Raw genomic sequence first — 19,673 nt, 5'->3', positions numbered from 1 at the left:
ATTTGCGGGAGTGGACAAGTGAGTGAAACGGTGGGGGAATCTATCGCTGCGATTCAAACTGATTGTTGTTTATTTCTTCTCCGTCTTTCTCCCGCTATTGTTGATCGCGCAGGTCTTGTTAAACGTATCGGGGAATCAAATTATTCGGCAGACAACAGAGCTGACCCAGGAAGCGGCAGAGCAGATGGGCAATAACGTGAAGGAGCTGGTTCAGCAGTACGCCGACATGGTCACGCGTTTTGGAATGGACGAGACTCTGCAATATTACTTGAATCCGATTAAGGACTATCGTGAGAATTTGGACAGCATTGACGCCTACCAATATTATTTGAAGCCCATTACGTACGATTTCGGATTGCGGAACGCTACGACGGGTTTAAAAATTTACTTCGTCAATGAAACGCTGTTGCCTGGACTCGGCATCTATGAACGCGTGGACGATAAGGTGCGCGCGCTTCCGGAATATGCCCGCGCTGTTGAAGCAGGAACCGGCATTGTCTGGGGCAGGTCCGGTAGTGATCTGTATGTAAGCAGGTCCATCCGCAACTTAAGCGGTAATTTGTTCGGGGTCGTCACCATTCGCTTCGAGGAATCGCGGCTTTATTCGCTCATGAAGGAGAGCGATCCAAACGAAAGAAGAACATCGATCGTAGATGAGACCGGCACGGTTGTATCGTCGAATGAACGTTCTGTCGTCGGCCGTCCTTTCTCCGTCAGAGCGGAGGATGATGGTTCAGGCGAGTATAAGACGATCACGACAGAAATTAGTGGACGTGATTTGCCCAACTGGCGCATCCTCATTGAGGCGCCAATTGACAGCCTGCTGAAGGAAGAGAAGCAGGTGCGGAAGACCAGCCTGATCGTGACAGGGCTGACGTTGCTGTTCTCCTGTTGTCTGATCATTGTCTTCCTCAATCGAATCATGGATCGAATCCGTAAACTGCTCCGAACGATGACTCAGGTGAAGCAGGGGAAATTCGTGAAGGTGCAAGGGGACGGACGTGCAGACGAAATAGGACAACTAACCAAGAATTTCAATCAAATGGTTGAAGGTCTCGAACACTCGATCGAAGAGAATTATGTTATTCGGCTTAGCCTACAGGATGCGCAAATCAAGAAACGTGAAGCTGAGCTATATGCGCTGCACAGTCAGATCAATCCGCATTTCCTGTTCAACACACTTGAATCGATTCGCATGAAACTGATTACGTCCAATCAGAATCGGGATACAGCCAACATGGTCCGCAATTTGTCCAAGATTTTGCGCAAATCTCTCAACTGGCACGATGACGTCATCCGCCTGGAAGAAGAGATCGACTTTGCGAATAGCTACCTGGAAATTCAGAAAGGACGGTTCCACGACAAGATCACAGTAGAGATGGATATCGATGAATCGCTGCTGAGTATGAACATTCCAAAGCTAATCGTACAGCCAATCGTTGAGAACGCGATCAAGCACGGCATCGAGAACAAGAAGGGGAAGGGCGTCATCTCGATTACCGCGAAGAAAGAGAACGATGGCGTGCAGATCGTCGTCCGCGATGACGGCATAGGGATCTCAGCCGATAAGCTTGAGCGCATCCAGCTATCACTGCGGGCCCGGGATAAGTACCGCAACGAAGGGCGGGCAATTGGATTGCAGAATGTTCACGAACGCATCGCACTGTATTACGGTGAAGGTTATGGTCTGACCGTAGAGAGCGTTCCTGGAGAAGGAACAAGCGTCACGATCTCTATTCCGCGGCGACTAGAACGGACCGAGGTGAATCCGAATGTTTAAAGTATTGATTGCAGACGACGAATACGATATCCGCCAAGGCTTGAAGCAGATCATCGATTGGTACGAAGAAGGCTTCGTCATCGTTGGGGTAGCCGAAGACGGTGAAGAAGCGCTGGAGCTATACGAGAGGGAGCGGCCCAATCTGCTCATTACCGATATTCGAATGCCTGGGTTAAATGGGTTGGAACTGGCTCGCTGCGTTAAAGAACGGGAGCCAGATGCCTTCATTATTATTCTAAGCGGCTACGACGATTTCGCCTATGCCAAACAAGCGATACAGTATGGGATTTCCAGTTACCTGCTCAAGCCTGTTGACGAGGACGAGCTACGTGGCGTCTTATCGAAAGTGAAGCGAGCGCTTCAAGCGCAATGGTCAAGCTCCTACGAGCAGCGCAAGAAGGATAAATGGGTTCACGACTACTTTTTTCGAAAGCTGGTCCACGGCGAATCGATCCAGAAGGACATTGCCGAGACGATGAAGCTTCAGACGCTGCTGGAACGCCATTATTTCCGAGTGCTGCTCGTAGAACTCGATCATTACGGCGAGATGTTGTTGGAGCTTCCGGAGAGTGAAATTCATTTGTTTCGTTTTGCCGTTCGCAATATTCTCGAGGACATCGTGAAGACCTTTAGCATCGGTTTCGTGTTCGAGGAGAGCGAGCAGCGTTACGGAATTTTGTTGGTCGGCGAAGACCGGCAGTTGTCTCATGCGTCCATCGAGCCTCTGCTACGCCAGATCGTCGACTTTACGCAGGTGTATGCAAAGATGAGGGTATACGTTGGAACCGGTATGACGGTCGGACACAGCCAAGTGATCGTTCGCTCGTACGACAAAGCCAAATCAGCGTTGGAGCAAACCTTTTTTCAGCCCGAAATTCAAATCTACCACGGCGAAGCTGTTCAAGATTTCGTACCGGCTTGGTCGCTGAGCTGGGATGCGGAGAAGCTCAAGGAAGCCGTTAAGAGCGGGGACCATACGAACTGGGAATACGGAATCGAATCGCTGTTTCGGGAGCTCGAAGACCGTTCCGCGCCATTAGGAACGATCCGCAACGCGATCGTTTATGCCATCCTCCAGCTGTCTCGCCTCGTCCTTGCTCAGGAGGGGGACTGGAACAAATTGTACCGGGAACGGTGCGGCAATGAAGATTGGATGGCGAAGCTGAAGAATCATGAGGATGCGAAGAAGAAGCTGCTGCTGCTGTGCGAGGACGTTTCGAAATTCATACTCAAGACGCGGGAGACGCCGCCGGACGTCGAGATTGCGAGTGTTGTGCAGTACGTGCGATGCCATTATTGGGAAGATATCAATCTGAAGAAAATCGCGGGCATGTTCTACATCAGCTCCGGGTATCTTGGACAACTGTTCAAGAAGGAGACGGGCAAGTATTATAACGACTTTATCAACGGCATACGCGTCGAGGAAGCGAAGCGTATGCTGCGCGATCCGAAATTATCTATTGCAGACATCGCCGAGAAGGTCGGCTATAAGAATACAAATCATTTTTATTTGCATTTCAAGAACGATACCGGCATCAGTCCGGGAGATTATCGAAAACAGCCGAGCTAGTAAAGATGAGGCAAAGGGGGCCATACGATGAACCGAATGAACCTAACATCAGGGGAATACGTGCTTACTTTCGTCAAAAAGTCGAGCGGGGGGTATGAACTGGAGCTCGAGCAGGTGTCGAAAGAGACGAGGCAGCTATTATTTCGGCAGCGGCTGCCGGTTGCAGCTATGTTGAAAAATGAAGCCGGGGAGCCGTCAGAGCTGGCCGGGACGTATCGCGACTGCGTGGGAGACGAAAGCCGGTTGCTGCTCACCGGAGAATTGCGGACTGAGGCGGGCACGATGATCCGAATTGAAGATACATTCGAAGCGGGAGAAGAAGACGGCACGTTCGTATGCGAACGCCAAGTAACGGTCGTTGCGGCCGGCGGGGATATCGAGGGCTTCTCGTCACGCTTCGGCATGGAGCCAGAGAGAGGAGGCGCACTAGCCGAATACGAAATGTTCGCGCCGGGCGTTTGGTACGTACGCAACGAGAATACGGTTCAAGACGCGATCGCGAGCGATTATACCCACCATTTCTTTTATATGCGCGAAATGCGGCTGGCACTGCCGTTCCTCATGATGCGCGACCCCAAGACGGGGTACACATTGTCGCTTGGACGCATGGACGCCGATTCACGATCGGACGCCGACGAAACCTGCTCCAAATGGCTTGTGGACGAATCGATTCGTTATGGCAGTCTTGGGATTTGCGGGAATACCGCTCCGCGGCTTGACTACCTGTATCCGGGCTGGGAAGGGGAAGTCAATTATATCGATCGTAGCGAGCCTTGGGTTCGGCGAAGCCATCCGGTCCGTCCAGGGGTTAGCCACTCTTACCGGCTCTTGTTGCGACTGGAAAGGGAATCGGCGGGGTTCGAGGAGGCGATGAGCAAAACCTGGAGGTTCTATTTCGGTAAGTACAATCCCGAGGTGAAGCGGATCGACGTAGCCAAGTTTTATGGAGACGCCATCGGCTTATTGGATGTCTACTGCCGGGACTATAACGGCGTTGTCGGATTGCCCTTTAAAGCTCAACTGCCGGACGGGAAGGTGACAGGACACGCGATGGTTATGGGATTCGTAGGCCAGCAGCTTCCTGCGGCCTATCAGATGCTCCGCCATGGCTACCGAAATGGGAATGAGGAGCTGATCAGGAAGGGTTGCGCGATGGTCGACTTCTGGGTGCAGCGATCGATGACACCTGCCGGGGTTCCCAAAACGTGGTACGAACCTTACTTTGAAGGAACCGGCATCTTCACAAACAGCTTTGTCGATCTGCGGACGATGGCAGACGGGATGGAGGGTGCATTGGACGCGTATCTTCTCTTAAAGAAGCAGGGAGAGGAACGGGTGGATTGGTTACACTATGTTGCGACCTTTGGGGATTGGCTAGCGAAGTGTCAGAACGGGGACGGATCCTTCTGTCGCATCTATGATCTTGAAGGCCAGCCTACGCATCCAGGAACGGCCAATACCAGTAACCCGGTCCGTTTCCTACTTCGACTTCACGAAGCAACAGGGGAGCAGCGATATTTCGCCGCGGCAGTCCGAGCCGGGGAATATGCATACGAGCATACCTACAAACGCTTCCGGTACGTCGGCGGAACATCGGACAACGACAATACGATCGATAAGGAAGCGGGCGCGATGGCAATGAACGCCTTTCTTGCGTTGCACGATCATACGGGCGACTCCAAGTGGCTGAAGGCATTTCAGGGTGCAGCAGACTTCACGGAGACGTGGATGTTCGCTTGGGATTACGGTCTGGAGAACGGCGGCACTCGGTGGGAAGCGGGAGAATCCCAGCTGCCTCAGTGGCTCATGGTCGATTTGGAAAGAAGCCAGTCGATTCAGACCATTGATATCAGCTTTTATCCGGACGACATGGCTTATGAATACCGGATCGAAACGTCGTTGGATGAAGAGCATTGGAATCCGTTCGAAGGTTCGTGCTCCACAAGATACGTGAAAGTAACCGTCGTGGGAATGAAGGGCTCAGCCGAATCCGGGCCGAGGGTCAGCATACGGGATTTGATCGTGAGTGGTGAAAACGGCGAAAACATGGCGCTCGGCAAGCCGACATCAGCCTCATCGTGGCGTAACGAAATCTATCGGCCAGACAAAGCGACGGATGGTCGTGGAGCAAACTTCCGATCCCCGGTTCCCGATAGGCTCGTCGGCCGCAGTCTGGTCGCGACCGGGCATTCGTACGCAGATATGTACCTGACCTATCAAACAGCGCAATATTACCGACTTTATCTTTTCACGAGAGACGAGCACTACCTTCATGTCGCATTGCTACTCAAGCATAACGTCAATCGCTTGACGGACTGGGACGGAACGAAGGGCTATGCTTATCCCGGACTGATTGAGGAGGGCGGCCGTGTCTCGGAATTCGTCTACGGCCCAATCGACGTGTGGCTGACCTGGTGCACGGTTGCCCAACTGGAGCCGCTCTCGCAACTGGAGGACCGGTTTGGCTCTAGCAGTATTGATGCTCTTGAGAAGTTGTCTTGGGAGGAGCGAGTTACTCGGAACGGCAACTCTCTAAACAATCAGCCTGAAAGTTGAACTGAGACCGTATGACTCGAAAACCGCGTTACCGGCTACAGCTCTAGAAAACCCCAAGTAGTTGCAACGAAATTCGTGTACTCACATATGATGCTTGGTTCATCAGAGCTCCCTTCTTATAACAGGACCATAAGTATTTCCATAGTGCTACATTTAATATAAGCAATAGCCATGACGAAAGTTGTAGAAACAATACTTAAGTGATGGTACAATTTTCCTACCTCAATTGTGATAAGAGTTAATTGCGCAATGGGAGAGGATCTAAAATGGAGATGACATTTGGAAAATATAAAGGAAAGACAGTAGAAGAAGTCTTTCAAATGAATCCAGGTTACTTCAAATGGATGGAGGAAAATGGACTTACTGAAAAGAAGAGTATGATTATTTTGTTCATGAGATCCCTGATGAATATCCTGAACTGTTTAAGTGGGAAGTTGATATTCGATCAGGATATAAATGCTGGAAATGTATTGCACATCTGTCCTCATTGTGGAACGCATCAAGGGGACTACCATATTGTCGAAGATAATAGTCAACCAACACGATTAGAGTCTCGATTCATTATTGCATACAATATAAAAACACAAACCTGGAGTCCGGAACAAGCGAACATTTGATAGATACTTATCATTCCGAAAATGAAAGTTCAAATAATCTGATGTTTACAATGACTGGGCGCCAGTGGGGGAAACAGCAAATGTCGTCGCATGATATTGAACAAAAAGTTAGTGAATGGATCCGCAGCAGAGCAGAGACTGTGGTCTCAAAGCTTTCAGATTTGTATCGCTATGACCAAAAGCATGGACTTGTATTTCTTATCGCTATCGGTATAGCCGTTGCTCTTCTGTTTAGGTGGATGAAAAGAAAAGGACTGAATCAGATCGAGCGCAAGGCATGGTTCGATGGCGGAATCAGTTTGCTTCTTACAACGGGATTAGGTTATGTTTTGAGCTTGATCGATAAGTTTGCCGGTTTTGTGAAAAATGCCAGTTGGTTCATGCCCCTATTAATTCTCGTCTTTTTAGCCATTTTGGTACGTGATTTATGCCTGTACGCCAAGTCTCGGCAAAGGATTTTGGACCATTTCGTTAAGATCATGCAACTGATCTTGTTAATTGGACTCTCGCTCGGATGGGCTTACGGCTTCGTATGGTCGACCCAGGGAATCCTAGCAATCTTCTATGTTTTATTCTGGTACATGGGGAATGCGAGAGAGAAGGAAGCAGTGAAACCGAGAACTCTAGACGTACTTTCGGATCGGCCCGTTGCCAACAAAGAAGACTTGTTCCCCTCTAGAGAGAGGGAATATGAGAGATTTCTTCAGCTCCTGCAGCTGCAGGATTCAGATGAACCCTTTGCGACTGCCATTTGTGCACCATGGGGCGAAGGCAAGACGAGTTTCGTTTTGCCCCTTCTGAAGGAGAGTCACGTGGCTCACATGATCTTCATTCAACCTTTGATTATGGATAACCGAGAAAAATTGGTGGAATATTTTTTTGGTAGACTGAAGGATATGTTGGACAAGAACGGGATCTTTACTGGAAAGGGCAGTTCATTCAAAGCCTACTTGGACATCGTCCTGAAGTTCGTGGGCGATTCCAAAATCTCAACATTCCCGGATTTGTTAATGTGGAACAGCAAAAGTGAGCCCTTGGATTACCGGGAGACGAAACGGCGCTTTGAAGAGGATATCTTAACCATGTTAGACCGAACCTCCAATAGCTCAGAAAAGAAGCTATATGTCATTGTCGACGACATGGACCGACTTGAAAATCCAAAAGAAACACTGGTATTTATCAAAGAGATTGCTGACTTCCGCGGATGTATAGTCGTATTCCTAATGGATTACAACAAAATAATCGCGAATAGTTCTTCGGAATACTTGGAGAAGTTCCTACATAACCGCTTCGATCTAGATGAGGTACCTTTCGAAGAGATGATTCAGTTTATCTTCGATCACCAACAACGGACACAATCGCTGAAGCATGGCTTCATTAAACAACATGCAAATTCCATGGTCGACCATATTTTAAATGAAGTAAAGAAGATAAAAGGTCGAGCAGAGAAGGCACTGGCAAAAATAAAGCAAGATAGTGAAGAATTCAAGTCCAAAGAAGGAGAAGAAAGCAATAAGTACAAAGAGCGGCTTGCCAAAGCGAGAGAACTGGAGCATGCACTTAGCGAGTTCAATCACCGGCTTCTGAATGCGCGAAAAGTCAAACGTATGGTTCGCACCTGTATTGAGTTGCTGGAATACAGTGATGATGTGATCATGAAGCATCCAGAGATAAAGAAAGTAGAGACCAACTGGTCCGAATTGGACCTTCAGATCGTAGTCATTCAAGTGGCGATAATCAAGACTTGGTACGAACCGCAATATACCGAATGGATAATGGAAAAAAGATCTTCTTTATTCATACGAAGGCTAACTCATCCATTGATTCGCTGCATATTGGAAGATTATCTGCACATTCTGCGTTCAAATGAACGGATGCAGCTAAGTGCCGATGCAAGGATGAGTTTCATGGATGCGCTTATATTCTCGAGGACTGAAGATGCCATGTTTCTTGATGCTCTCAAAACGCGAATGGATAAGAAATTCGCTGAGATCGACGAGGGACGATTGACTTTAAGCCCCGAGCCTAAAGAACGTATAAGGGAATATGCTGACTTATTGAATAAATATAGCTCCGGAGTCAAGTTTCAGGAGCGAATGGACAATTTCTTGACTGCCCTGATAGATAGTGGCATCCAATTTTCTCATGTTTGGGAAGTCGCGGTTGAGATACAAAGCTCCAAGTTGATTCTGTCAAGCTTTATTCCTCGGATGCTTGAGTACATCAGACGGCAGCCGCCGGAATTTGACGAGTCAAGGGTAAAGAAATGGGTGCAGGGGCGAATCATTGTGCTTAAGGATGCATTTGCCCGAGAATTTGCTACTCCTTTCGGCAAGCTCTACTTTCTACAGATTTACCCCGATTCCAAGATCAGCGAGCAAAGCATTAAGTCTATGACGGATCAATGGAATAGTCTGCAAGATATGATGAGTGAGCAAGTCCTTTTAAATGACGCCTTATTTGATAAAAATAAGGGACAGGCATCGTCAGTCTTCGAGCAATGGCACATAGATGTAATGAGTTTACTAGAAACAAAGCATGCCTTGTTGCCGCAAAATGATCCGCGCAAGGAAGCGATGCAGTATTATGGTGAGCGCTTTGACAGTCTAGTTGACTTATTGCGAACCTTAGAGGAAATAGAGGAAGCGGTTGAGCGTACAGGAGTACAACGTTATCAGACTGAACCGATGTCCCGGAATGAAGCATCGACGGCGTTGGGAGAACTTAATGACTCGCTTGATAAGACGGGATTTACAATTAACTCTAATATTTGTTACAGGTTTCTTCATATTTTGGATTGGTTAGCCACTCAGAGGCTTACGGAAACAGAGATAGAGCGAGTAAATCAAGTGTGGACGAAGCTGATTAGTTCGAAACCAGTTGAAGGCGTAGATGAAGAGTTTTGGATCTCGACTGGCCTGCGAAAATTTGTCCTGACTGACCGTCCTCCTGCCACTGCTTAAGAAAAAAATCACAGCCTGCCGTCATGATTCGGCAGGCTGATCAAGGGCCTTGGAACGTTTGGTTCACCTGGGGAATGGTCGTTTCTTTATTTATTGATTTTTAGTCCTGTTAAAATAATGAATCGAATAGGAGGGGGCGGCTTAGCCCCTGTTCTTTCACATCACCTGTACATGCGGATCCGCATATGGCGGTTCCAAAAGCAAAGCTCACGAGAAATGAGCTCTTCCGTTCGAACGTTAATTGATTATTTACTTGAAATTAAACCGAGTACCAATGCGAACAGGACTGCGAGCGCACCGCCTACAAGCGATCCTGCGACGTTAACGGTATCGTTATTCCAGCCGGCACGGCCGCGAATCCTAACCGCCGGTTTGCCGCAGTGCCGCATTACCTCGATTTCGCGGCCGCAAGCGCTGCAACGATACATTTGCTGCCATGTTGCACCGATCCACGAATCAGACAACGATCCAATGAGGCCGGCGACTCCGGCGACTCCGGCCCAGACAAACAGTCTAACCGCCGATGCGACCTTATCCGACGCTTCTTGATCGGGCAAAGCAACAAGTAGCGCCCACGCTATAGCGCCAATAAACAGGCCGCCGGCCATCGATGCGAAGAGACCGAGGCCGGAGATACCGCCGGACGTACCTGGCGAAACGCGCCGGCCGGTCTTGATCGATATGGGAGCCGTCCGGCTCAAACCGCCGATTTCCGTAGCCCACGTATCGGCAGTTACCGCCGCCATGACGCCAAGGAAGGCGTACCACCAAAGCGGATTCGGCCATGCCCAATTCGCCGCGCATAATAGCAGCCCCAGTCCACCGTTGGCAAGTACCTGACCGGCGTCTCGCGCTCCGCTTTTTTCATAGCCGCTTGCGATCATTTCCTTTGCATGCTTTTTCCACTTGGACCATAAAGTCGACGAAACAAAAAAGGCGATGAGGGAGCCGAACCAGACCGTACTTCCAAGCGCATACATCGCAGTGCCCAGTATAGTCGCCGCCAGAAATCCCGATCGGGATAACGACCGCTTGGCGTAAGCCACCCCTGAAATCCCTATGCTGCCAATCAGTCCGATTAACCATTCCACCGTCTTGAGTTACTCCTTTGTTTTCTTCTATTATATCTCAAGTCAACCAGTGACTGATCAAATGCACTCTGATCGAAGACAGAAAGTAAAGAACAAGGTAAGCTTCCGACTACGTCAGAGGCTGCGGCATATTCCGTGATGGCAGAATACCGCGAACGCCAAGTTTTCACGCCTCCGCAAGTGGCTGGTCGCATTTATCTGCCAATTGGATGGTTTCAAACCTTCCGCTTTCCGCTAACGTAGGAGTCAGATGATCAACGTTGAACGAATGAGGGGGATATACGGATGAAGGTTGCGGTAGTACAGGCCGCTCCGTTCCTGTTCGACAAGGCGTCAGCGCTGGAGAAGCTCGTCGCGATGTCGAAGGAAGCCGCTGCGGCAGGCGCGAATCTGGTCGTGTTCCCCGAGGCATTCCTGCCGGGCTACCCGCGCGGTCTCGGCTTCGGAGCGCGGGTTGGCAGTCGGACGGACGGCGGCAGGCGGGATTGGGAGCGGTATTGGGCGAGCGCGGTCGACGTCCCGGGCATCGAGACGGAGCTGCTGGGCGAGACGGCGAAGGAGCTGGGTGTTTATCTGGTCGTCGGTGTGGTAGAGCGGGACCAGGAGTACAGCAGGGCAACGTTGTACAATTCCATCGTTTACATCGGGCCGGACGGCAGGCTGCTAGGCAAGCATCGGAAGCTGGTGCCGACCGGCACCGAGCGGCTGCTCTGGGGGCAAGGCGACGGCAGCACGCTGACGGTCATCGATACATCATTCGGGCGGATCGGCGGGCTCATCTGCTGGGAAAATTATATGCCGCTCGCCCGCACGGCAATGTACGCGCAAGGCGTCGACATCTATATCGCCCCTACAGCCGACGCGCGCGATACGTGGCAGGCGACGATCCGCCACATCGCCTGCGAGGGACGCTGCTTCGTCGTCTCCTGCAATCAGTTCGCGACCAAAGCGTCCTATCCCGCAGATCTGTCCTCCGGCGGCGACATCGAAGGCGACGATGACATTCTATGCCGGGGCGGCAGCGCTGTCGTCGGCCCGCTCGGCGAATATGTCGCGGAGCCGCTCTACAACGAGGAAGGGATCGTATATGCCGAGCTGGATTTATCGGCGGTTACACGTAGCCGTTTCGACTTCGACGCGGTCGGGCATTACAGCCGTCCGGATATTTTCCGATTGGACGTCAACAAACGGAAGCAAGCGATCGTAAGCTCGCAAACGGAGGGATGGATATGATCTGGCTTAAGGTGCAGGTCGTCATCGTCATGGCGGTGGGGCTCGTCGGGACATGGATGATCGGGCAACCGTTGGAAGATCGTTTCCGACGGTTTTTTCGTATGTTCAAGATCAGTACGTATAGGCGGAAAAGGGCTTATCGTTCGCCCAGTTACTTCCGGTGAGAACCTGGTCATCATTGGTCCACGGCATTTGGAGATGGTTTCGGGTTTTTGAGGGCAGGCAGCAGAATGCCGTCGATTAGCGCAGTGAAATATCGCTTGTCGAATGGCTTGCGCTGGATGAGTCCGCGAAAATACGACATTGAGGTAATAACCTCGCAAGCCAACTCAATATCCGCGCTAGCGGAAATTTCACCGCGGCCGACGGCTCGGTGCATGAGCTCGCGGTTTATGACGATCCACGGCTCGAAAAACCCTGCTATTCCCGCCTCGACGAATTCCGAATGCTGCCAAAAGGATCCCATGCCCGCAAATACTCGATATTTGCGCTCATCTTCCTCGATCGATCGCGGCTTCAACAGCGCAAGCAGATCACCGCGCAAGGTTCCTGTATCGGGCAAGTTATCGAGCTCAAGATGAGTTCGGTTCATCCAAGCCAAGGAATCTCGAACCAACTCTACCTTGGAAGACCAACGGCGATACACTGTCGCTTTCCCAGCCTTCGCTCGAGCCGCGACCATGTCCATTGTCATTCCGTCGAATCCTGCTTCGGCAAGGATTTCGATTGTTGCCTCGAGGATTTTAGCATCCCGCGAAGGATCTCGCTTGCGGCCCGGCTTTTGCACGGGCTTGTCTTCCGCTTCGTCGGATAATTGAGATCTGACGGATGATTTTCCCCTTTTGATTTCACTCATGAATTCAACCCCTTTTAATTTTGGAACTTATTAGTTCCGGAACTTGACAGTACCGTAATTGTGCGCTTAAATCTAAGTGTAACCTACACAACAGGAAAATAAAAGGAGGATATCATGGATAAAAAAGTCTGGTTTATTACGGGAGCCTCTCGAGGTTTTGGACGCATTTGGGCCGAAGCTGCGCTTACTCGAGGCGATAAAGTTGCGGTGACTGCTCGTGTATTAGAGAGTGTTGCGGATTTAAAGGAACGTTTCGGCGATACCGTTCTCCCCTTGGCGCTCGACGTAACCGATGCCGATCAAACGAGACGCGTCGTTCAACAGGCTCACGCGCATTTCGGCAGGCTGGACGTTGTAATCAACAATGCCGGTTACTCCTTAGTCGGTATGGTTGAGGAAGCCAGCGAGGCCGACGTCAGGGCTCTATTTGATACGAACTTCTTTGGCATGCTTCGGGTCGTTCAAGCTGCTCTGCCTCTGCTTCGGCAACAGGGGAGCGGACATATACTCGGCGTCTCAGCCGGCTTTGGAATTGTGACGACGCCGCTCATGGGTTTCTATTGCGCCTCCAAATGGGCAGTCGAAGCGCTCCACGAAAGCCTATCGCAAGAGGTTCAAGGCCATGGTATCAAGGTGACGTTGATCGAGCCCGGCCCCTATGAGACCGATTTTAGCAGTCCTTCGTCGCTGAAGTTCGCACCGGAAATGGACGCCTATGCCGATTTTCGGAAGCGGATTGTCGAGGGTCTATCGAGCCAAAAATTCGGCGATCCGCAAGCGACGGCAGAAGCCATTCTCAAGATCGTGGACGCAGAAGATCCACCGCTGCGATTTGCGCTCGGCTCCTGGGTTCTGAATATGGCGCGTGACGCTTATGCTGACCGCCTAGCGACCTGGGAAGCGTGGGAGGCTGTTTCGAACGCAGCCGAAGGCAGACCAATGAAAAAGGCTGTTACGCTATGAAGTAACCACCAAAAGTTGAAACTTGTTTGAAACGGCTGATTACGTCGAGGAAAGATTCAGTTTAGATAACCGCGTGCGCATGCTTTTAAAAATATTCAGATTTCTGTCCAACCGAACGGTAATGGCGCCCATGACGCGTCGAAAATCTCCGATTTTCCGATTATTCTAAGTACTGCTCGACGAGACTGAACCCATAATCCTGCCTATTTATTCGGATTGAGGCTGACCGCTTCATTGCATATAATGAAGGTACCGCCCTTCGGGGAGATCGTTAAGGGAGGTCACAATGAACGAGACCGCATTTGACGAACCATTATTTGCAAGCTTGAAGCCGGGCTTAGCCTCATTCTGTTACCGAATGCTAGGCTCCATGGACGATGCGGATGATGCCGTTCAGGAGACGAGTATTCGGGTCTGGCAAAGCTGGAGCACGTTCAGACAGGATTCCTCGTTCAAAACTTGGGTCTATCGGATTGCCTCCAACCTGTGCTTGGACAAGCTGAGACAATCCAAACGCCGCGCGCTTCCCGTTGACCTGTTCGATCCGGCCGTCGCCATCGTCGAGCCTCGCGACACGCTGCCGGACTCTGCCTGGATCTGGCCGTCTCCCGACTTTGGGGGCAATCCGGAGGATCAGCTCGTCCGCAGAGAAACCCTTCAACTGTGCTTCATCGCTCTCCTGCAGACCTTGCCTCCGCGGCAGCGCGCGGTACTCATTTTGAAGGATGTGTTTGAATGGTCCTCCAAGCAGATCGCGGAAACGTTGGCGATGTCGCCGGCAGCGGTGAACAGCGCCTTGCAAAGAGCCCGAGAGACGATGGACCGTGCGCAGCTTCGCTCGGATGAGCTCAGCAGCATGGACGTTCAACCGGAGCAGCAGCTGCTGTCCCGGTATGTGGAGGCCTTCGAGCAATTCGATATTGCTGCGCTCGTCGCGCTGTTCCACGAAGAAGGCTGCATGTCGATGCCGCCCTTCGAGATGTGGATCCGCGGCAAGGAAGATTTGTCCGCCTTCTATTCGCTTACTCGCTGGCATTGCGAAGGTTCGCGATTTGTGCCCATTACGGTGAATGGCGGTTATCCGGCGTTGGCCCAGTATATGCCGGGCAAAGAGGGCTCTGGCCTGGTACCCTGGGGCATCCACGTCATCGAAACCAAAGAAAATCAAATCCTGCACGTTCAAAACTTCATTCATACGCCATTATTTTCGCGATTTGGACTGCCTGAGCGAATTGACCAATGAATTTTGTCATTGGCTTACGTCTATATTATTGAGAATAACCAAACGACGAATATCAGGAGAGAGGTGTCTATTTAAAATGGAAACGAGTCAACCGACGAAAGTAACCGTACAAGCCGTCATTCAAGCTCCTGTCGAGAAGGTATGGCGCTATTGGACCGAGCCGGATCACATCACGAAGTGGAATCAAGCGTCCGAGGACTGGCATGCGCCGAGAGCCGAAAACGATCTGCGGATCGGCGGCAAGTTTCTGACACGGATGGAAGCGAAGGATGGCAGCATGGGCTTTGATTTTGGCGGCGTCTACGATGTCGTGAATCGGCATGAGGCAATCGGCTACACCATGGAAGACGGAAGAAGAGTGGATATTGCTTTCGTCGATCAAGGGAATGAGACGAAGGTCATTGAAACGTTCGACGCGGAAAGCTCCAATCCCGTCGAGTTCCAGCAAGCAGGCTGGCAAGCGATCATGGACAATTTCAAAGCCTATACCGAACAAAACTAATCATAGCGAAGAAGACGCCGGGGAAGATGCCCGGCGTCGTTCTTTTTGAATCCTAGCACGAGCGTGCTCTCCGTTAGCCTTAACCTCGTGCCGCATCCATGTTCATGTAGTTAATGGCCCACAGATGGCCGTCCAAGTCCACGAAGCCCCAATGGTACATGAACTCATGATCTTCAGGTTCAGCGTGCAATTTCCCGCCCAAGGAGACCGCGGTATTCACGATTTCATCGACCTTTTCCCGGCTCTCAAAGGCCAATGCGATCGTCATCTGCGCATACTTGCTCGTATCGACGGATTCCTTCTCCGTGAGCGTATTAAAGAATGCTTGATTGATCAGCATGACCTGCAGGTTGTCGCCGATCACGATGGCTACCGAATTCTCGTTCTCGGGGAATTGCGGGTTGAGCTCGAATCCGAGTCCGGTGAAGAACGTTTTCGATTGTTCTACGTTTTTTACAGGCAGGTTGAAGCTCGTGAATGCGGACGTTAATGCCATTTTCAAAACACCTCTTCGTCATATTTGTTTGTGTTCATTTATGCCTTCGTTTATATAGACGACAGCCGATCCGGGAATTCATCGGTCTCATGGATTCGGATGCGCGAATTTTGAAAAATAACTTGGTATGGAGTGCGGATACCCGCCATTCCCGTAAGGTTGCTTATTCTTATTGTGCAGGGATAAAGATTGAACCTCTCTAAAAAGGAATTCGTCTGAATAAATGACAATTAAAGGGTGGGTATCGAGTGACGGAATGAGGGAACGGTATGGAAATTAATGATAAAACCGAGTACAGTCCCGACCGGGTCGGCGTTCAATGGGTCGGCTATATGTACTAGATGAAGGGAGCCAAGGAGAATCTGGACTTTTACAAAGAAATCAAAGTGGATCAATCGGATGCTTAACGGTTATAAATCCTATCAAATCGACAGCTTGCTGCGCTTAGTGTCATTTAACACAACCGACAATTAACTGGTGTGAGAAAAGGGTTTGAACTGCTTTCTAGACATATGTATAAAATACAAAGTAATTTATATTGCCGAATTATGACTCTAAACATATATACACCATGGTTTTGAATATGGAATGTCAACATAAATTTCTATAATACCGGTAAACATTACTTATATTAAACAGCCTGCCGGTGTAATCGGCAGGCTGTCAGCTAACTGGCAGGATAATAGAGTAGTGCTGGAGAATAATATACAATCGAGGTGGATTGAATGAACAATGCAATACCGATAATTGCGAGCTTTTCGGGAGCATTCTGTTGCATCCTTGCGGCGATTACTATTCGGAAAAAGAAAAAGAAAGCCGCTAGACAAATTTTACAATAAAACCGTTTGACTAACGGGCAGCATTCCTATAATACAAAAATATCAGGTTTGAGTAAGAAAAAGACTCCTTGGTAAGATCTTCAAGGGTCTCGTAAGCCCACCAGTTTCGCATCCAAACAGGCTCCTTATGGAGAGGAGAAGCAAATGATATTGGAACAAGAATTCCAAGTGATTTCGGATGTCATCTATGGGGAAGCGGACGGAAAGCCACTGCTGCTCGACATCGCCATGCCCGCACATCCGGTTGGCAAGCTTCCGATTGCTTTGTGCATTCATGGGGGCGCATGGTTATGGGGGGACAAGGCGGAACCTTCGGAGAGCGGAATGTTCGTTCGTCGCTTCGCAGCCCATGGCTATTTCTCCGTTAGCATCAATTATCGACTGAGCAACGAAGCGATTTATCCTGCTCAGTTGCATGATGCGAAGGCAGCAGTGCGTTGGCTTCGAGCGAATGCAGAAACTTACGGGGCCGATCCGAATCGTATCGGCGTGTTCGGGCATTCAGCCGGCGGTCACCTAGCGGCTTTGCTCGGTACGACGGGCCAGGTAAGAGAATTAGAGGGCAATAGCGGGAACCTCGATATTTCCAGCTCCGTACAGGCTGTGGCAGCTTGGTCGGCTCCCGTTGATTTCCTTCAGATGTTGATCGGTTTCCATGACTCGCCGGAGTCGATGGAGTCGTTGCTAATCGGCGGATACGTGCGGGAGCATCCAGAAAAGGCAAAGCAAGCCAGCCCTCTTGCATACGTAACGGATGCCGCGCCACCATTCTTGATTATTCACGGTACTGAAGACGAGATTGTTCCTTTCGATCAGGCTGAAATTTTACACGGAGCACTACTCAATTCCAGCATTTTGGCAATCAAAGGAGCAAATCACAGCCTCCAAGGGGGCAACTTCGGTTGGGAAGACATTCTTCGGACTACCGTCGTCTTCTTCGATCGACATATTCGCAACACGCCCGCTGGCTAATTTAAGCCGAAGATTTGCAGTAATCATGCTGTTCAAAAATTGGATCGTAATCAGAATATTAAACTTGACTAATGAATAACCTCTTCGGAACATCAGGGCGTCATACCCAGACGTCTTTTTTTGGTTATTCATGTTCCAGCCAAATGGTAACTGCTATCAACTTATATGAACCGAATGATTTGGGAACCTCACCCATGTGTAATTGCCCCGTGGTATAATTAACCAATAGTTCTATGAGAAGGAGACAGTCAGGATGCATGAACATACGAAACGACCGGTAGAGAGCAACCATGCTCCTACTCCTGTTAATCGATCGCGTGTGCCGACATCATCAGGTCACTCCTCCTTCATCACGGGGGATAATATTCAGCGATTGCAACAAAGGGTTGGAAACCAGGCAACTATGCAGTTAATGCGTTCTACGCAAAACAACAACATTATTCAACGCATGAAATTTGATCGCAATGGAAATGAAGTTGATCCTTTTTGGGGCGCCGGAGAAGAAAGCGATATTGTCGCAGATACTTCTGATTTGAATGCTTTCGAGATATGGATTAAGAAGCAAAGGCCGGAGGTGCTCCAAAAGGTTTACGAGACGCTTAAAAGCAGTAGTAATGTGAGTCGCGAGGATGCAATAGCCAAAAGCCAACTAAAAATGCTAATGGTGTCTCTCGATGAAGGTGAGAAACCAGAAAACGGTCTTGCCCATTTACCAAAAGAAGACTGGTGGAAACTTTTTATTGATCGAGACCTTCATAATGCAAATGATAGTGATAAGACGAACGCCTTGCGTTTTGATATGGATAGCTCCCCTGGATTTTATGACGCTATGATGATTGGTCTTGAGAATTTTGTCGCCCCTGCCAGTTCAGAATATCCAACCTCTCTCACGTCGAAAGAATACATGGACATGCACCAAGCTGTAACGAAAGGAACACTTATTAAGAGCCACGAACAGGAAGGAAAATATATTCCCATACCCAATGATAAGAGCGGCAGCACTTCCGGGAGGGGGGGCACTTCTTTTGGAATGACAAAAGTAGAAGATTCCCTCCCCAACATCAAAGCCTTTAAGTCTCTGGCGGAAGATGGCATTGTTGGGCTCAATCCTCATCACAATCGACCTTTGAGGGAAGCTGAAGATGGCGATTCATCTCATACACGATTTTTACGTGAAGCCTCAAAGATTTCAAGTCAGACAAGCACAACGCCCCGTACCGAATTAACTGCTTTCGACAAAAATACGCTATCGACTAAGTATGATAAATCGCAAATGGAAGACTTGCTAACAAAAACATTAAACAGATATGATGAGGAAATCAAAGGGATTAAGGAAAATGATAAATTGGAACAAGGAGAAGTAGAAGAGCAGAAGCTTTATGCAATTGCTGGCGTGATTCGTGAATTGCATGTTAGCCACTTTTTTACGGACGCCAACGGACGATTAAATACTTTTTTACTGCTCAACCGCTTTCTGATCGAGGAAGGTTTTAGCCCGGTCATTATGGATGACACCAGTATGTTTGGCGGCGGTTTTAGTATTGGTCAACTGGTCGGCCAGTTGAAGCGAGGGATGAACAATTTTAATGACGCTTCTGGGCGTGAACGCACACAGAATGTACAAAGGAGGAATTATAACAATTTTGAGTACCGAGAAGAGGAACAATCATCAGGCGATGTGCTTCATGTTATTTTGTTCTACCCATCTTCTTATCTCCGTAAGGATCTTAAGGAAGAGGCCCCGGAAAAGATTGAGGAGGAGCACCTTAAAGGTGGCATACGCGAGATGATTACCCGCTTCCGAGAACATGGAAAATTAGAAAAGGGAGATCCCTGGAGATTCGAATTTAAGAAGTCGCTTCATGCTCTCCATGTCGAGAACGAGCTCCTGCTCTACGATAATGACTGATGTTGGTGACCTTATTGCTAAGCCTGCTAGTGTAATTTAATTAAGCTTTTAGGAAGTTTCTAATGAGTTCAATCATTCCTCTA

Annotated in this window: 14 protein-coding genes; 11 read left to right on the top strand and 3 right to left on the bottom strand. The window is 49.5% G+C overall.

Features of this window, described 5'->3' with window-relative positions:
• The first annotated feature begins 22 nt into the window (after window positions 1-22).
• From H7C18_RS26085 to H7C18_RS26065, 5 genes are all read left to right on the top strand, one after another.
• Window positions 23-1,780, top strand: coding sequence for a histidine kinase (locus H7C18_RS26085; protein ID WP_185132062.1), 1,758 nt, complete (start codon window positions 23-25; stop codon window positions 1,778-1,780).
• On the top strand, window positions 1,773-3,350 hold the full coding sequence (locus H7C18_RS26080; RefSeq protein ID WP_185132061.1) for a response regulator: 1,578 nt from the start codon (window positions 1,773-1,775) through the stop codon (window positions 3,348-3,350). Before H7C18_RS26085 ends, H7C18_RS26080 begins: the two co-directional genes overlap by 8 nt.
• A gap of 27 nt (window positions 3,351-3,377) precedes the next feature.
• Entirely contained in the window at window positions 3,378-5,906 is a 2,529-nt protein-coding gene (locus tag H7C18_RS26075; protein ID WP_185132060.1) for a discoidin domain-containing protein, read from the top strand.
• A gap of 266 nt (window positions 5,907-6,172) precedes the next feature.
• Window positions 6,173-6,523 (top strand): exodeoxyribonuclease X C-terminal domain-containing protein, encoded by a 351-nt coding sequence (locus H7C18_RS26070; RefSeq protein ID WP_185132059.1) that lies wholly within the window; start codon window positions 6,173-6,175, stop codon window positions 6,521-6,523.
• A gap of 80 nt (window positions 6,524-6,603) precedes the next feature.
• Window positions 6,604-9,486, top strand: coding sequence for a P-loop NTPase fold protein (locus H7C18_RS26065; protein ID WP_185132058.1), 2,883 nt, complete (start codon window positions 6,604-6,606; stop codon window positions 9,484-9,486).
• 245 nt (window positions 9,487-9,731) lie between these two features.
• On the opposite strand, the gene H7C18_RS26060 is transcribed toward H7C18_RS26065, so the two are convergent.
• Complete coding sequence (locus H7C18_RS26060; protein ID WP_185132057.1) at window positions 9,732-10,577, bottom strand: DUF92 domain-containing protein; 846 nt, start codon at window positions 10,575-10,577, stop codon at window positions 9,732-9,734.
• A 285-nt stretch (window positions 10,578-10,862) separates the two neighbouring features.
• On the opposite strand from H7C18_RS26060, the gene H7C18_RS26055 reads away from it, so the two are divergent.
• On the top strand, window positions 10,863-11,810 hold the full coding sequence (locus H7C18_RS26055) for a carbon-nitrogen hydrolase family protein (RefSeq protein WP_185132056.1): 948 nt from the start codon (window positions 10,863-10,865) through the stop codon (window positions 11,808-11,810).
• 175 nt (window positions 11,811-11,985) lie between these two features.
• Here the strand turns inward: H7C18_RS26055 and H7C18_RS26050 are convergent, their stop codons facing one another.
• Entirely contained in the window at window positions 11,986-12,666 is a 681-nt protein-coding gene (locus tag H7C18_RS26050) for a TetR/AcrR family transcriptional regulator (RefSeq protein ID WP_185132055.1), read from the bottom strand.
• 114 nt (window positions 12,667-12,780) lie between these two features.
• Between H7C18_RS26050 and H7C18_RS26045 the strand changes: the two genes are divergently transcribed.
• The 3 genes from H7C18_RS26045 (at window position 12,781) to H7C18_RS26035 (ending at window position 15,374) form a co-directional block, all read left to right on the top strand.
• A complete protein-coding gene (locus H7C18_RS26045) occupies window positions 12,781-13,629 on the top strand; it encodes an SDR family NAD(P)-dependent oxidoreductase (protein ID WP_185132054.1) in 849 nt (282 codons plus the stop codon).
• A gap of 286 nt (window positions 13,630-13,915) precedes the next feature.
• Entirely contained in the window at window positions 13,916-14,872 is a 957-nt protein-coding gene (locus tag H7C18_RS26040; RefSeq protein ID WP_185132053.1) for a sigma-70 family RNA polymerase sigma factor, read from the top strand.
• Between the two features lie 76 nt (window positions 14,873-14,948).
• On the top strand, window positions 14,949-15,374 hold the full coding sequence (locus H7C18_RS26035; protein ID WP_185132052.1) for an SRPBCC family protein: 426 nt from the start codon (window positions 14,949-14,951) through the stop codon (window positions 15,372-15,374).
• 79 nt (window positions 15,375-15,453) lie between these two features.
• Here the strand turns inward: H7C18_RS26035 and H7C18_RS26030 are convergent, their stop codons facing one another.
• Window positions 15,454-15,870, bottom strand: a complete 417-nt coding sequence (locus H7C18_RS26030) for a VOC family protein (protein ID WP_185132051.1) — start codon at window positions 15,868-15,870, stop codon at window positions 15,454-15,456.
• A 983-nt stretch (window positions 15,871-16,853) separates the two neighbouring features.
• Here H7C18_RS26030 and H7C18_RS26025 point away from each other — a divergent pair.
• Both H7C18_RS26025 and H7C18_RS26020 read left to right on the top strand, forming a co-directional pair.
• Window positions 16,854-17,681 carry an alpha/beta hydrolase gene (locus H7C18_RS26025; RefSeq protein WP_185132050.1) on the top strand — a complete coding sequence of 276 codons (828 nt, stop codon included), beginning with the start codon at window positions 16,854-16,856 and terminating at the stop codon, window positions 17,679-17,681.
• A gap of 253 nt (window positions 17,682-17,934) precedes the next feature.
• Complete coding sequence (locus H7C18_RS26020) at window positions 17,935-19,590, top strand: hypothetical protein (RefSeq protein WP_185132049.1); 1,656 nt, start codon at window positions 17,935-17,937, stop codon at window positions 19,588-19,590.
• The last annotated feature ends 83 nt before the right edge of the window (window positions 19,591-19,673 follow it).

The organism is Cohnella zeiphila, from assembly GCF_014212055.1.
GTDB lineage: Bacteria > Bacillota > Bacilli > Paenibacillales > Paenibacillaceae > Cohnella > Cohnella zeiphila.
This window is presented reverse-complemented; position numbering and strand designations above follow the sequence as displayed.

Bases quoted from the DNA above. Each gene is read 5' to 3' on its own strand.
- H7C18_RS26055 (WP_185132056.1), top strand. From the start codon at position 10,863: ATGAAGGTTGCGGTAGTACAGGCCGCTCCGTTCCTGTTCGACAAGGCG.
- H7C18_RS26040 (WP_185132053.1), top strand. From the start codon at position 13,916: ATGAACGAGACCGCATTTGACGAACCATTATTTGCAAGCTTGAAGCCG.
- H7C18_RS26045 (WP_185132054.1), top strand. From the start codon at position 12,781: ATGGATAAAAAAGTCTGGTTTATTACGGGAGCCTCTCGAGGTTTTGGA.
- H7C18_RS26035 (WP_185132052.1), top strand. From the start codon at position 14,949: ATGGAAACGAGTCAACCGACGAAAGTAACCGTACAAGCCGTCATTCAA.
- H7C18_RS26050 (WP_185132055.1), bottom strand. From the start codon at position 12,666: ATGAGTGAAATCAAAAGGGGAAAATCATCCGTCAGATCTCAATTATCC.
- H7C18_RS26075 (WP_185132060.1), top strand. From the start codon at position 3,378: ATGAACCGAATGAACCTAACATCAGGGGAATACGTGCTTACTTTCGTC.
- H7C18_RS26025 (WP_185132050.1), top strand. From the start codon at position 16,854: ATGATATTGGAACAAGAATTCCAAGTGATTTCGGATGTCATCTATGGG.
- H7C18_RS26070 (WP_185132059.1), top strand. From the start codon at position 6,173: ATGGAGATGACATTTGGAAAATATAAAGGAAAGACAGTAGAAGAAGTC.
- H7C18_RS26020 (WP_185132049.1), top strand. From the start codon at position 17,935: ATGCATGAACATACGAAACGACCGGTAGAGAGCAACCATGCTCCTACT.
- H7C18_RS26065 (WP_185132058.1), top strand. From the start codon at position 6,604: ATGTCGTCGCATGATATTGAACAAAAAGTTAGTGAATGGATCCGCAGC.
- H7C18_RS26080 (WP_185132061.1), top strand. From the start codon at position 1,773: ATGTTTAAAGTATTGATTGCAGACGACGAATACGATATCCGCCAAGGC.
- H7C18_RS26030 (WP_185132051.1), bottom strand. From the start codon at position 15,870: ATGGCATTAACGTCCGCATTCACGAGCTTCAACCTGCCTGTAAAAAAC.